The 12,801-nt window shown below is 71.1% G+C and carries 13 protein-coding genes; 5 read left to right on the top strand and 8 right to left on the bottom strand.

Features of this window, described 5'->3' with window-relative positions:
* Nucleotides 1–29 precede the first annotated feature (29 nt).
* The 4 genes from DY262_RS04155 (at nucleotide 30) to DY262_RS04145 (ending at nucleotide 5,291) form a co-directional block, all read left to right on the top strand.
* A complete protein-coding gene (locus DY262_RS04155; RefSeq protein WP_116957717.1) occupies nucleotides 30–2,426 on the top strand; it encodes a hypothetical protein in 2,397 nt (798 codons plus the stop codon).
* Between the two features lie 66 nt (nucleotides 2,427–2,492).
* The gene (gene hpnD / locus DY262_RS21945) at nucleotides 2,493–3,359 is read left to right on the top strand and encodes a presqualene diphosphate synthase HpnD (RefSeq protein WP_245980809.1); all 867 of its coding nucleotides are present in this window, start codon (nucleotides 2,493–2,495) and stop codon (nucleotides 3,357–3,359) included.
* Entirely contained in the window at nucleotides 3,356–4,669 is a 1,314-nt protein-coding gene (gene hpnE / locus DY262_RS21940) for a hydroxysqualene dehydroxylase HpnE (protein WP_245980807.1), read from the top strand. Before hpnD ends, hpnE begins: the two co-directional genes overlap by 4 nt.
* Nucleotides 4,670–4,829: 160 nt before the next feature.
* The gene (locus tag DY262_RS04145; protein ID WP_116957716.1) at nucleotides 4,830–5,291 is read left to right on the top strand and encodes an SH3 domain-containing protein; all 462 of its coding nucleotides are present in this window, start codon (nucleotides 4,830–4,832) and stop codon (nucleotides 5,289–5,291) included.
* 15 nt (nucleotides 5,292–5,306) lie between these two features.
* On the opposite strand, the gene DY262_RS04140 is transcribed toward DY262_RS04145, so the two are convergent.
* The 3 genes from DY262_RS04140 to DY262_RS04130 are packed head-to-tail and all read right to left on the bottom strand — an operon-like array spanning nucleotide 5,307 to nucleotide 7,168.
* Nucleotides 5,307–5,738 carry a GNAT family N-acetyltransferase gene (locus DY262_RS04140; protein ID WP_116957715.1) on the bottom strand — a complete coding sequence of 144 codons (432 nt, stop codon included), beginning with the start codon at nucleotides 5,736–5,738 and terminating at the stop codon, nucleotides 5,307–5,309.
* A gap of 22 nt (nucleotides 5,739–5,760) precedes the next feature.
* Nucleotides 5,761–6,411: a glutathione S-transferase family protein gene (locus DY262_RS04135; RefSeq protein ID WP_116957714.1), complete on the bottom strand. Its 651-nt coding sequence runs from the start codon at nucleotides 6,409–6,411 to the stop codon at nucleotides 5,761–5,763.
* Nucleotides 6,412–6,424: 13 nt separating this feature from the next.
* Nucleotides 6,425–7,168, bottom strand: coding sequence for an HAD family hydrolase (locus DY262_RS04130; protein ID WP_116957713.1), 744 nt, complete (start codon nucleotides 7,166–7,168; stop codon nucleotides 6,425–6,427).
* Nucleotides 7,169–7,187: 19 nt separating this feature from the next.
* Here DY262_RS04130 and hemH point away from each other — a divergent pair, with 19 nt between their 5' ends.
* On the top strand, nucleotides 7,188–8,276 hold the full coding sequence (hemH, locus tag DY262_RS04125; RefSeq protein WP_116957712.1) for a ferrochelatase: 1,089 nt from the start codon (nucleotides 7,188–7,190) through the stop codon (nucleotides 8,274–8,276).
* Nucleotides 8,277–8,286: 10 nt separating this feature from the next.
* Here the strand turns inward: hemH and DY262_RS04120 are convergent, their stop codons facing one another.
* Genes DY262_RS04120 through DY262_RS04100 form a run of 5 tightly spaced genes read right to left on the bottom strand, consistent with a single transcriptional unit; the run spans nucleotide 8,287 to nucleotide 12,792 of the window.
* Nucleotides 8,287–9,159 carry an alpha/beta fold hydrolase gene (locus tag DY262_RS04120; RefSeq protein WP_116957711.1) on the bottom strand — a complete coding sequence of 291 codons (873 nt, stop codon included), beginning with the start codon at nucleotides 9,157–9,159 and terminating at the stop codon, nucleotides 8,287–8,289.
* Nucleotides 9,156–10,253, bottom strand: a complete 1,098-nt coding sequence (locus DY262_RS04115) for a branched-chain amino acid ABC transporter permease (RefSeq protein WP_181936409.1) — start codon at nucleotides 10,251–10,253, stop codon at nucleotides 9,156–9,158. The genes DY262_RS04120 and DY262_RS04115 overlap by 4 nt, the downstream gene beginning before the upstream one ends.
* 12 nt (nucleotides 10,254–10,265) lie before the next feature.
* Nucleotides 10,266–11,300: a branched-chain amino acid ABC transporter permease gene (locus DY262_RS04110; RefSeq protein ID WP_181936408.1), complete on the bottom strand. Its 1,035-nt coding sequence runs from the start codon at nucleotides 11,298–11,300 to the stop codon at nucleotides 10,266–10,268.
* Entirely contained in the window at nucleotides 11,297–12,034 is a 738-nt protein-coding gene (locus DY262_RS04105; RefSeq protein ID WP_116957709.1) for an ABC transporter ATP-binding protein, read from the bottom strand. Before DY262_RS04105 ends, DY262_RS04110 begins: the two co-directional genes overlap by 4 nt.
* Entirely contained in the window at nucleotides 12,031–12,792 is a 762-nt protein-coding gene (locus DY262_RS04100) for an ABC transporter ATP-binding protein (protein ID WP_116957708.1), read from the bottom strand. Before DY262_RS04100 ends, DY262_RS04105 begins: the two co-directional genes overlap by 4 nt.
* Between the last annotated feature and the right edge of the window lie 9 nt (nucleotides 12,793–12,801).

Genomic DNA, 12,801 nt, shown 5'->3' with positions numbered 1-12,801 from the left:
CTTCCCCTCCGCTCGCGCTTTCCCTCGACATGCAACGCTTCTCGTCCTTCTTCTTCTCGAATCCCAAACCACCGTCCATCCCCCGCGCCGAGCACAAGCCCCTCATCAACCGAAGCGGCACCGAGGCCGCCGACACACCCCGCCCCTCCAGTCGCAACGAAGCCAACCGACGCAACGCCCGGTTCCTGGAGGCATCGCTGAACATCCAGGACCAGCGGGTCCTCGCGCAGGCCACGCAGGCCTTGGAGTCGACGCTCAATGCCCTGCTCGACAGCCGCCCCCCGGTGCTGCGCATCTGGGACGGCAACGGCGGCTGGCACTGCAGCGCCACGCCGACAAATGCGCAGCAGGTGGAGCACTTGCTGCACCTCGGCCAGTTTCTGCTCCAGCACCGACAGAGGAGCGCCGTGTTCGTGCTGTCGGCGACCGTGCTGCAACTGAAAGACCCTCATCACCCGGAGATGCCCCGGCTCATGCTCGCCTGCGGCCAGGCCGTTCGCCAGGTGCGCGGGGCCATCGACCCCCAACTGCTGCAGGCCTTGCAGGGCTTGGCCAGCGACTGCGCCCAGGCGAACCGGCTGTCGCCCGATGAACTCGCGCTGTTCCTTTCAGCAGAGAAGGATCCGCCGCCCCACCCCGCCTTCGACGCGCTGCTGGACCAGCTCGGCGCCAGCGCCGAGCAGCGCCGCCAGGCCCTGGAGCGCGACGATCTGCGGCAAGCGTTCGACACCCTGCAGTCGGGCGAGCCGCCCGCACTCACCGTGTGGAACGACGGCGGCTGCCAGCACTGCCTCGTGCCCCCCGGCGACGAGCGTGGCGGGCGTTTCGACCAGTTGGCCTGGTTCGCCCACCAACTGCAGGCACTGCACATCCCCGGCGCGGCGAACCTGCTCGCGGCCCTGAGCCTGGCCGCCCACCACCAAGGCGGCAAGGAAATCGATCTGATCGAACGCTGCGGCAGGGCCCTGCTCGACCGGCTCACCCAACAGCACCTCGGCACTGCCCCGCCAGCCCGCAGCGGCGCACTGCCCCACGAAGTCTTGACGGCGCTGTGCGCGCGCGTCGGCGAGCTGGTCGCCCGTGGCGCGCTCCCCGCCGAATGGCTGCAGACCTTTGAATCGATTGCCCAGCGGCACCAGGCCCCGGGCTGCGTCGCCGGGCTTCGCCTGCGGGGCATCACCCTGGACATCCAGCGCCTGGGCGCCATGGGCGCGGCAGAGGAGCGGCAGGCCCTCGCGGCGCGGCTGGTGCTCGACATCCAGAAGGTCCACCGCCTGCTGGGCGCCAATGGCCTGGATGGCAGCGGCGCCCTGGCGTTGATGCGATCGCTGCGCGCCGTCTGTGGGAACGACGCCCAGGCCCAGGCCGTGCAGGCGGCCCTGCAAGCCATGGGTCAGAAGACCCCGCAGCAACTCGCGCTCGAACAAGGCATTGACGACATGCGCGAGGCGATGGCGTCCTGGCTGCCGTCCTTCGACAAGCGCCCGGTGGACGACGCCGTGCGCCTCTACCTGTCGCGCGACGACGCGGCCACGCCCGGGCTCGCTCTGCAGCGCCAGGCGCAGCTCCTGCACTACATCGAGGCCCTCGCGGACAGCCCCCAAGCCCCCCGCGCGCTCATCGAGCGGCTGGTGGAGTTCACCCTGAGCGCCTTCCCCGCCCCGACCCCGCCCCCCATCGACAGCGCGCTGCGGCTGCTCGACCGGTTGGACGGCGGCCCCCTCACCGAGCGCCTGACCCAACTGCTGAAGGCCCTGCCCAGCGGCACCCCGTGGACCACACCCCAGCGCGGGCGCCTGATCGCCCTGGTGCTGCGCGCGCCGCGTCCCCGGGCCACGCTGCTGAAGCTCTGGCTGGAGCGGGGTCCCTTGACCCGTGGCACCCGCACCGAGCAAGAGGCCGTGGGCGCCCTGTGCTTCGGCCTGAACCAACTGGCCAAAGGCACGAAACCCGAGGCGGTGATGGCGCACGTGCTGCACACGCTCGACAACAGCGGCGTCGCCGACGTGCCCGAGTGGCGCCCCTTGGCCCAAGGGCTGCTGATCGCCTGGCTGGAGCAGGACCACAGCGCCGCCCGCCTGCAGTCGCCCGAGCTGCTGCGCTTCGCCGTCGATATCGTCATGCCCCCCGTCGAGCACACCGCCGTGGCCGAGGAGGCCTGCGCCGAACTGGCCCGCGCGCTGCACCCCACCCTGCTGCGGCTGGACCGGCGCGAGCCATCGAGCCGCCAGGCCGCACCGGTCGAGCTGTTCGGCCACGCGCTGCTGCAGCCCGCCCCGCAACACCTCGCGCCATTGCAGCGGCCCCAAGGCCTGGGCCTGTTGCAGGCGGCCTGGCGGGCGCTGGTCCCCGCACGGCCCGGGACCACCACGCCCCTGCCCGCGACCGACAGGCCGGCCACCGAGCCGCCGCCCTTCGCCGGCTGACGCCGGGCGCGGCCCCGGCGGCGCGTCCCGAGGCCCCGGGCGCCATGCGTACACTCGTGGCACCCCATGAGCCCGCAAGACTACGTCCAGCAGAAAGCCGCCGCTTCCGGCAGCAGCTTCTACTACGCCTTCCTCTTTCTGCCGCCCGAGCGGCGCGCCGCCATCACGGCCTTCTACGCCTTCTGCCGCGAGGTGGACGACGTGGTCGACGAGGTGAGCGATCCGGGCGTGGCGCAGACCAAGCTGGCCTGGTGGCGCGGCGAGGTGGCGCAGGCCTTCGCGGGCCAGCCCAGCCACCCGGTGACGCAGGCCCTGATGCCGCTGGCCGCCGCCTACGGCATCGAGGCGCGCCACCTGCTGGGCGTCATCGACGGCTGCCAGATGGACCTGGAGCAGAGCCGCTACCTCGACTTCGCCAACCTGCAGCGCTACTGCCACCTGGTGGCCGGCCTCGTGGGCGAGGTTGCCGCGCGCATCTTCGGCCAGACGCAGGAGCGCACCACCGAGTACGCGCACCGCATGGGCCTGGCCTTCCAGCTCACCAACATCGTGCGCGACGTGGGCGAGGACGCGGTGCGCGGGCGCATCTACCTGCCCATCGACGAGCTGCAGCGCTTCGACGTGAAGGCGCACGAGCTGCTGCGCCGCGGCGCGGCGCCGGGTGGCGAAGCGGCCGATTTCGAGCGCCGCTTCACCGCGCTCATGGCCTTCCAGTGCCAACGCGCGCTGGCCACCTACGACGAGGCCCTGGCCCTGCTGCCCGACGCCGACCGCCGCAGCCAGAAACCCGGCCTGATGATGGCCAGCATCTACCGCACGCTGCTGCGCGAGATCGAGGCCGAGCCGCTGCTGGTGCTCACGCGCCGCGTGAGCCTGACGCCGCTGCGCAAGTTCTGGCTCGCGTGGAAGGTGCAGGCGCTGGGGCGGCTGTGAGCACGGGCCCCAGCGTCGCCATCGTCGGTGGCGGCTGGGCCGGCTGCGCCGCCGCCGTGGCCGCCGCGCAAGGTGGCGCCCGGGTCACGCTGTTCGAGATCACCCACACCCTGGGCGGGCGGGCCCGCCGGGTCGACATCGCCCCCCCCGACGGCGCGCCCCTGCCGCTGGACAACGGCCAGCACATCCTCATTGGCGCCTACACCGCCACCCTGGCCTTCATGCGCGCCGTGGGCGTGAACCCGCGCGAGGCCCTGCTGGCGCTGCCGCTGTCGCTGCGCTTCGCCGACGGCCAGGGCCTGGCGGTGCCGCCTTGGGCCGCGCGCTGGCCCGCGCCGCTGGACGCGCTGGCCGCCATGCTCGGCGCGCGCGGCTGGCGCGCCGCCGAGCGGCTGGCCCTGCTGCGCGTGTCGCTGCGCTGGCGCGCGCAAGGTTTTGCCTGCGGCGCGTCGGACACCGTGGCCACTGTCTGCGAGGGCCTGCCCCCGCGCGTGATGGACGAGCTGATCGGGCCGCTGTGCGTCTCGGCCCTGAACCTGCCGCCCGACCAGGCCAGCGGCGCCACCTTCCTGCGCGTGATGCGCGACGCGCTGTTCGGCCGCGGCGCGCCGGGCTTCGCGCCCTCGGCCCTGCTGCTGCCGCGCCACGACCTGTCCAAACTCGGCCCCGACCCGGCCGCGCGCTGGCTGCGCGAGCGCGGCCACGCCGTGCACCTGGGCCGGCGCATCGAACGCATCGAGGCGGACGGGCAAGGCTGGCGCCTCAGCGGCGAAGGCCAGAGCGAGCGCGTCGACCGCGTGGTCTGGGCCACGCCCGCGCCGGTGGCGGCCGACGCGCTGCGTGGCATTGCCCCCGACTGGGCCGGCACGGCGGCGGCGCTGGCCCACACCGCCATCACCACGGTCTACGCCCTGGGCCCGCGCGAGCACCCGCCCTTGCCCGCGCCCATGGTGTCGCTGCGCGGCGGTCCCGCCCAGTTCGCCTTCGACCGCGGCCGGCTGCGCACCGCCGACGCCGGCGTGCTGGCCTTCGTGCTCAGCGACAGCCACGGCGAACGCGAGGACCTGCAGGCCGCCACGCTGGAGCAGGCGCGCGCGCAACTCGGCCTGGAGGGCCTGATCCCGCTGCGCACCATCACCGAGCGGCGCGCCACCTTCGCCTGCACGCCCGGCTTGCGCCGTCCGCCGGCCACCGTGGCGCCCGGGCTCTGGGCGGCGGGCGACCACGTCGACGGCCCCTACCCCGCCACCATCGAAGGCGCGGTGCGCAGCGGCCAGGCGGCGGGCCGGGCCGCCGCGCGCGGGCGCTGAAAACGCCCCATCCGTGACGTACGGCGGTCTCATGAACCGCTTCGCCCCTCGGCATGGCGAATCGGGGCTGTTAACCTTGGCCCCTCGGGGGAACCTGGGTCGCGCGAGCGGCTCCCACCCCCTTTGTTTTTTCTTGACCCGAGGAAAGGAGCCCATCGCCATGCCGGTCAACACCGTTGCACGATCCCTGTTCCGCGGCCTGTTCGCCCTGACTCTGGGTGTGGCCGCCATCAGCGCCCATGCCCAGAACATGGTCAGCATCAGCGGCAGCACCGTGAACATGCGCGATGGCCCCAGCCTGAAAAGCACCGTGCTGTGGGAGCTGCGGCGCGGCTTTCCGCTGCAGGTGACCGAGCGGCGCGGCAACTGGCTCGAGGTGAAGGACTTCGAGGGCGACACCGGCTGGGTGGCGCGCTCGCTCACCGGCGACGAACCGCACCACATCGTCACCAGCAAGATCCTCAACGTGCGCAGCGGCCCCGGCCTGAACAACGAGGTGGTGGTGCAGGCCCAGTACGGCGAACTGCTCAAGACCCTGGAGAAGCGCGGCGACTGGGTGCGCGTGGAGCGCGAGACGGGCGAGTCGGGCTGGGTGTCCGAGCGCCTGGTCTGGGGCTGGTGAGGCGCGGGCGGGCGCTCAGTCCTCGCTGAGGTAGCCCCGCTCCAGCTGCTGCTGCGGATTCGAAAAGATCGCCATCGCCGTCTTCATGCGCAGGAAGCCGAACTTCCGATAGAACGGCTCCTTGCCGGGCACCGCGTACAGGATGATCTTCCTGTGGCCGCGTGAGCGCTCCACGAGCTGGGCAACGATCTGTTTGCCCAGGCCCGTGCCCTGGTGACCAGGCAGCACGGCGATATCGCAGAGGTAGGCGCAGTCGGCGCCGTCCGCCAGCGCCCGGCCGGCGCCGACCAGGCGGCCGCCCTCGAACACGAAGCACTTGAACAGGCTGTTGCCGAACACCGTGCGCAACAGGTCCGGCGGCTTGTCGCCCAGCGGCGCGTCCCGATAGAGCGCGCTCAGCTCATCCCAATCGATGCCTTCGGCCGTGTGCCGCCAATCGAGTGCCATGCGTCTGCTCCGATCATTGAACTCAGCCGCTCTCGCGCACGCGCAGGTAGGCCGGCCGCTCCATGCAGCGCCGCAGCCATTCGTGCATCAGCGGGTGCGCGCCCAGCAGGGGCCGCGACACGCGCACCCAGTTCAGCACGCTGGCCACGCACAGGTCGGCGACGGTGAAGCGCCCCGCCGCCAGCCAGTCCTGTCCCGCGGCCTGCTGGCGCTTCAGGTGCTGTTCGAGCACGCGCAAGGGCACCGCCAGGCGCCGCTCGGCCGCCAGCGCGAGCTCGGGTCTGCGGCGCTCTTCGGGCATGGCGTGCAAGTGCGCCAGCACGGTGAGCGCGTCGCGTTCCACCTCGTTGACCACCCAGAACGACCAGCGCAGGGCCTCGGCTTCCTCGCGCGCCGTCGCCGGCGCGATGCCGCGGCCATCGGGCCGGCCGTGCACGCGCGTCAGGTACAGGGTGCAGGCCATGCTCTCCCACACCACCACCTCGCCTTCGGGGCGCCGGTCGATCAGCACCGGGATATGGCCGTTGGGGTTGAGCTCCAGAAACGCCGGCGTGCGCGTGCTGCCGTCCACGTAGGGCGTGGGCACGTGCGCGACATCCAGGCCCAGCTCGGCCGCGGCCCACAGCGGGCGCAGGGCGCGCGACGCGGGGATGCCGTGGATGGTGAGGCTCATGGGACGGACTCCGTCAGGCCAGCTGGTTGCACAGCGTCATGAGGTCGGCCACGGTGGTGTGCGGCGCCAGCGGCGCATGGTCCCAGGCGTGGCCGTCGCGGTTGAGCCAGGCCACCTGCAGGCCCGCCACCAGGGCGCCGAGCGCGTCGAGCTGCGCGTCGTCGCCGATGTGCAGCACCTCGCCTGGGCGCACGCCCGCGGCGCTGGCCGCCGCGTGAAAGATGCGCGCGTCGGGCTTGGCGACACCAAACTCGCGCGCGCTGATGGCCGCGCGAAAGTGCTGGCCCAGGCCGATGCGCCGCACGTCGGCGTTGCCGTTGGACAGAGCCACCACCGGGTAGCGCCCGGCCAGCCATTCGAGCGCGGGCAAGGCGTCGTCGAACAACTCCACGCGCTGGCGCTCGGCGAAGAAAACATCGAACGCCTCCTCGGCCAGCTCAGGGTCGTCGCCGGCCTTGAGCAATACGAAGCGGATGGACTCGCGGCGCAGCGCGCTCAGGTCGTGCGACAGATCGGGCCGCTTGATCTGCAGGAAGTGCCGCGCCTCGCGCAGCGACTGCGGGTTGGCGGCGAGGATGGCCGCGGCCGGCGCGTGCTCGCGGAACCAGGCCAGCAGCGCGGCCTCGGCCCGCTCGATGGTGGGTGCGATGGGCCAGAGGGTGTCGTCGAGGTCGATGCTGATCGCGCGCACGCGCGACGGCTCCAGCGTGGCGGCGCCGGACCCCGCGGGCTCCGTGCTCAAGGAATCGTCTTTCATGCTTGCGAGAGAATAGCGCATGCCCTTCGCGACCGAACCGCCCCTCCGCCATGGCCGCGCCGAGCGCACGGCAGTGATCTGGTGCAACCTGGGTACCCCCGAGGAGCCCACGCCCGCCGCCCTGCGGCGCTACCTGGCCGAGTTCCTCGCCGACCCGCGCGTGGTCGAGATCCCGCGCCTGCTGTGGTGGCCGATCCTGCACGGCGTGATCCTGCGCGTGCGGCCCGCGAAGTCGGCCGCCAAGTACGCCAGCGTCTGGACACCCGAAGGCTCGCCGCTGAAGGTCTGGACCGAGAAGCAGGCCAAGCGCCTGCTGGGCCACCTGGGCGAGCGCGGGCACGCGGTGCTGGTGCGCCACGCCATGCGCTACGGCCATCCCTCCATCGCCTCGGTGCTCGACGAGCTCAAGGCCCAGGGCGCCACGCGCGTGCTGGTGCTGTCGGCCTACCCGCAGTACAGCGGGGCCACCACCGCCAGCCTCATCGACGCCGTGAACGCCTGGAGCGCCCGCCAGCGCGCCGTGCCCGAGTTGCGATTCGTCAACCGCTACCACGATGACCCGGGCTACATCGAGGCGCTCGCGCGCTCGGTGCGCCAGCACTGGCAGGCCCATGGCCAGGCCGAGCGGCTGGTGATGAGTTTTCACGGCGTGCCCGAGCGCACCCTGCACCTGGGCGACCCCTACCACTGCGAGTGCCACAAGACCGCGCGGCTGCTGGCGCAGGCGCTGGGCCTGGCGCCGGAGCGTTTCGCCGTCACCTTCCAGAGCCGCTTCGGCAAGGCCAAATGGCTACAACCCTACACCGAGCCCACGCTGGTGGAGCTCGCGGGCCAGGGCGTGAAAAGCGTGGACCTCATCTGCCCCGGCTTCGTGGCGGACTGCATCGAGACCCTGGAAGAAATCGACATGGAAGCGCGCGCCGCCTTCCTGCAGGCCGGCGGCGAACGCTTCGCCTACATCCCCTGCCTCAACGACCGACCCGAATGGATCCAAGCCCTGGGCGATATCGCCGCGCGGCACCTGCAGGGCTGGCCCACGGCGCCCGCCGACGAGGCCGAGCGGGCCGCCAGCCGCGAACGCGCGCTGGCCCTGGGCGCGAAGGACTGAGCCGGCGGGCTCAGTGCGCGCGCGGATCGCTCAGGAAGCGCTGCACCAGCTCCAGCTGATCGGGCACGTTGAGCGCGGGCGCGTGTCCGCAGCCGGGGATGGTCACCACCAGGGCGCGCGGCCCGCGGTCGCGCATGGCCTCGGCGGTCTCGGCCAGCAGCAGGTCGGACTCCGCGCCGCGCAGGCACAGCACGGGCACATCGATGGTGTCGAACACCGGCCAGAGTTCGTAGTCGTCGGGGTGGTGCTCGAACTGCTGCACCATGGCCGGGTCGTAGTGCGGTGTCACGCGGCCGTCGGGCAACCGGCGCATGGAGCTTTCGCTGAGCAGGCGCCACTGCGCGTCGGGCAAGTGGCCGTAGGGCTTGTAGACGGCGCGAAAGTACTGCTCCAGCTCGCGCATGGTGTTGAAGGCCGCGGGACTGCCCGCGTAGCTGCGGATGCGCTGCACCGCGGGCGCCGCGAGCTGCGGGCCGATGTCGTTGAGCACCAGGCGCTCGATGCGCCCGCGCAGCGGCCCGGCCGCGCAGGCCATGCCGATGGCACCGCCCATGGACGTGCCCACCCAATGGAACTGCTTCAGGCCGAGCTGGTCGACCAGCGACTTCGCCAGACGCGCATAGAAGTCCAGGCAGTACTCGGCCTTCGGGTCCGGGCTCCACTGCGACAGCCCGCGCCCGATGGTGTCGGGGCAGATCACCCGCCAACCCTGGGCGCACAGATGCGCCGCCAGCGGGTCCATGTCGCGCCCGGTGCGCGCCAGGCCGTGCCAGGCCACCACCACCGGGCCACCGGCCTGCGCGGGTACCCAGTCCATGAAGTGGATCTCGCGCTCCTCGCAGGTGATGTAGCGCGAGCGCGGTTCGAGAGCGGCGAAGTTCATGTCGACTCCTTCGTCGCCTTGTGCGCCGCGCGCTCGCGCAGCTTGCCGACGACACCCGTGGGGAAGTGGTAGACGGACAGCACGAACAGCAGGCCCAGCCACAGCAGCCAGCGATCGGGCGTGAGCAGCGCGGGCAGCAGCGGCAGGCCCTCGAAGAGCCCGCCGAGCCAACGCAGCAGGTCTTGCAGGTAGCTCTGCGCGACCAGGAAGACCACGCTGCCGATGATGGCGCCGTACAGCGTGCCCATGCCGCCGATCACGACGATGAGCAGGATGTCCAGCATGATCTCGAAGGACAGCGAGGTGTCCGGCCCGTTGTAGCGCAGCCAGAGAGCGAGCAGGCAGCCCGCGAGCGTGGCGAAGGACGCGGCGATCACATTGGACAGCGTGCGGTAGACCACCACGCGATAGCCCAGGGCCTCGGCGCGGAAGTCGTTCTCCCGGATGGCCTGCAGCACGCGGCCGAAGGGCGAGTTCACGATACGCAGCATCACCAGGAACATGACCACCACGCTCACGAACAGCAGGTAGTAGGTGATGAAGCGGCCATTGAGCGGCACGGCGCCGAAGGGCCCCTGGAAGTCCTCCTCCATCAGCGCGAAGCCGGGCGACAGCAGCTCGGGCAGGCGGAAGGTCAGGCCGTCTTCGCCACCGGTGATGTCCGACAGCTGCGATGCCAGCGTGAGGAAGGCCGAGGCCACGGCCAGCGTGATCATGGCGAAGAAGATCGCCCGCACGCGCAGCGAGAACAGACCGATGAGCAGCGACAGCAGGAAGGACAGCAGCAGCGCGCCCACGGCGCCCACGACCAGCGCCCACCAGGTGGGGCCGAGCGCGCTGGCCGAGATGGCGATGCCATAAGCGCCGATGCCGAAGAACATGGTGTGCGCGAAACTCACGATGCCGGTGTAGCCCAGCAGCAGGTCGAAGCTGACCACCAGCGCGATGAAGATCAGCACCTTGGCCGCGACGTTGAGCGCCTTCACGCCGGGAAACAGGAAAGGCGCGAAGGCCAGGCCCAGCACCAGCAGCGTGAGCAGCAGCGCCAGCCAGCGGCTGCGCGGCAGGTCGTGGGAGAGCAGACGGGACAACACGATCGGCGCTCCTCAGCGGTTCGCAACGGGGTACACGCCCTGCGGTCGCCACAGCAGGATGGCCACCATCAGCGCGATGTTGGAAAACAGCGCGACCTTGGGCATGAGAAAGCCGGTGTAGTTGGCCATCAGGCCCACCAGCAGCGCGCCCACCAGAGCGCCCAGCGTGGAGCCCAGGCCACCGATGATGATGACGATGAAGATCAGCACGTTGACCTGCGCACCCATCTGCGGCAGCACGGTCTGCTGGTAAAGCCCCCACATCACGCCGCCCAGGCCGGCCAGCGCACTGCCCGCCACGAACACGCCCACGAACAGGCGCCGGATGCGGTAGCCCAGCGACTCCACCATCTCGCGGTCCTGCACGCCGGCGCGGATCAGCAGGCCGACCTTGGTGCGGTTGAGCGTCCAGACCATGGCGGCGAACACCGCCAGGCCCACGGCCATGGCGAGCAGGCGGTACTTCTCGATCGAGGCATCGCCCAGCAGGAAACTGCCGCGCAGCGTCTCGGGCAGCGGCAGCGCGAGCTGGCCCGGGCCCCAGACCACCTTGATGAGCTCCTCGCCGATGATCATGCCGCCCATGGTGATGAGGATCTGCTTCAGGTGCTGGCCGTAGACCGGGCGCACGATCACGCGCTCGAACACCAGACCCACCGCGCCGGCCACCACCATGGCGGCCAGCATGGCCGGCACCAGGGCCACGAGGTTGAGCCAGAAGCTGTCGGCGATGGCGTAGGCGTTCAGGCCACCGAACACGCTGACCGCGACGAAGGCGCCCAGCGCGATGAACACGCCATGGCCAAAGTTGAGCACGTCCATCAGGCCGAACACCAGCGTCAGGCCGGAGGCGATGATGAAGACGATCAGGCCCATGGCCAGTCCGGCCACGGTGAGCGTGAGCCAGGTCGAGCCGCTGCCCACGGCCGGCAGCGCCAGCGCGGCCAGCAGCGGCACCAGGGCCACGGGCTTCCAGTCGAAGTCTCTCAGCGCCTGCCAGCGCGCAAGGCTGCCGCTGGCGGGCGTGGGGATGGCCGTGGTGTTCATTGATGCGCTCCCAGCGAGAGGCCGAGCAGGCGCGCCTGCAGCGCGCTGTCCTCGGCGAGTTCGGCCATCGCGCCGCTGTGCACCACGCGGCCGTCGTCCATCACGGCCACGCTGTCACCGAGCTGGCGCGCGAAGTTGAAGTTCTGCTCGACGAGCAGGATGGTGGTCTGCGCGACCTTGAGTTCGCGGAAGGCCTCGATCATGTTCTGGATGATGGCCGGCGCCAGGCCCTTGCTGGGCTCGTCGATGAGCAGCAGCTGGCGCGGCTCGACGATGGCGCGCGACACAGCCAGCATCTGCTTCTGCCCGCCCGAGAGCTTGCCCGCCGGGTGCAGCCAGAACTTCTTCATCGCCGGGAACATGTCGAAGATCCACTCCAGGCGCTGCGTGTCGATGCCGTCGATGGAGCGCGCGCCGCGCGCGGCCAGCAGCATGTTCTCCTTCACGCTCAGGTCGGCGAAGATGCCCATGCTCTCGGGCACGTAGGCCACGCCGCTCTGCGCGATGTCGGGCGTCGCCTTCGCGGTGATGTCCTGGCCAGCGAGCGTGATCCGTCCCCGGCTCGCGTGCCACAGGCCCATGATGGTGCGCAGCGTGGTCGTCTTGCCCGCGCCATTGCGGCCCAGCAGCATGGTGAGCTGGTTGGCGGGCACGGCGAGGTCCACGCCGTGCAGGATGTGGTACGCCCCGATGTGCGTGTGCACGCCCTCGAGCGTCAGCAGTGGCTGCGTCATGCCGCGACCTCTTCTTCGGGGTTGATGCCCAGGTACGCCTGCTGCACCACGGGCGAAGCGATCACCGCCTCGGGTTCGCCGTCGGCCACGAGCTCGCCGTTGTGCAGCACGATGATGCGGTCCGACAGCTCGCGCACCACGTCCATCTTGTGCTCCACCAGCAGGATGGTCTTGCTCTTGTCGGCCTTGAGGCGGCGGATCAGGTTCAGGATCACCGGCACCTCGTCCACGCTCATGCCGGCGGTGGGCTCGTCGAACATGTAAACCTTGGGGTCCAGCGCCATCAGGATGCCCACCTCCAGTTTGCGCTGGTCGCCGTGCGGCAGGCTGGCCGCGCGCGCCTCGGCCTTGTCGGCCAGGGCCACGGTCCGCAGGATGTCGTCGGCCTGGTCCAGCAGGTCTTTGCGGTCGCTCCAGATGCGGAAGAAGTCCAGCCCCGCGCCCGCGCGCGCCTGCACCGCCATGCGCACGTTCTCGCGCACGCTGAGCTGCGGGAACAGGTTGGTGAGCTGGAAGGCCCGGCCCAGGCCGGCGCGCGTGCGCAGCGGCGCGCTCAGCGGCGTGAGCTCGCGCCCATCGAGCGTGACCGTGCCGGCCGTGGCCTTGATCTGTCCCGAGATCAGGTTGAAGTAGGTCGTCTTGCCCGCGCCGTTGGGGCCGACGATGGCGGTGAGCGTGCCCGGCGCGAATCCGCAGGAGACAGCGTTCACCGCCACGTGCCCGCCGAAGCGGACCGTGAGGTTCGAGGTTTGCAGCATGGGGATCGT

It is taken from the genome of Hydrogenophaga borbori, assembly GCF_003417535.1.
GTDB lineage: Bacteria > Pseudomonadota > Gammaproteobacteria > Burkholderiales > Burkholderiaceae_C > Hydrogenophaga > Hydrogenophaga borbori.
This window is presented reverse-complemented; position numbering and strand designations above follow the sequence as displayed.

Bases quoted from the DNA above. Each gene is read 5' to 3' on its own strand.
- DY262_RS04155 (WP_116957717.1), top strand. From the start codon at position 30: ATGCAACGCTTCTCGTCCTTCTTCTTCTCGAATCCCAAACCACCGTCC.
- hpnD (WP_245980809.1), top strand. From the start codon at position 2,493: ATGAGCCCGCAAGACTACGTCCAGCAGAAAGCCGCCGCTTCCGGCAGC.
- DY262_RS04145 (WP_116957716.1), top strand. From the start codon at position 4,830: ATGCCGGTCAACACCGTTGCACGATCCCTGTTCCGCGGCCTGTTCGCC.
- DY262_RS04140 (WP_116957715.1), bottom strand. From the start codon at position 5,738: ATGGCACTCGATTGGCGGCACACGGCCGAAGGCATCGATTGGGATGAG.
- DY262_RS04135 (WP_116957714.1), bottom strand. From the start codon at position 6,411: ATGAGCCTCACCATCCACGGCATCCCCGCGTCGCGCGCCCTGCGCCCG.
- DY262_RS04130 (WP_116957713.1), bottom strand. From the start codon at position 7,168: ATGAAAGACGATTCCTTGAGCACGGAGCCCGCGGGGTCCGGCGCCGCC.
- hemH (WP_116957712.1), top strand. From the start codon at position 7,188: ATGCCCTTCGCGACCGAACCGCCCCTCCGCCATGGCCGCGCCGAGCGC.
- DY262_RS04120 (WP_116957711.1), bottom strand. From the start codon at position 9,159: ATGAACTTCGCCGCTCTCGAACCGCGCTCGCGCTACATCACCTGCGAG.
- DY262_RS04110 (WP_181936408.1), bottom strand. From the start codon at position 11,300: ATGAACACCACGGCCATCCCCACGCCCGCCAGCGGCAGCCTTGCGCGC.
- DY262_RS04105 (WP_116957709.1), bottom strand. From the start codon at position 12,034: ATGACGCAGCCACTGCTGACGCTCGAGGGCGTGCACACGCACATCGGG.
- DY262_RS04100 (WP_116957708.1), bottom strand. From the start codon at position 12,792: ATGCTGCAAACCTCGAACCTCACGGTCCGCTTCGGCGGGCACGTGGCG.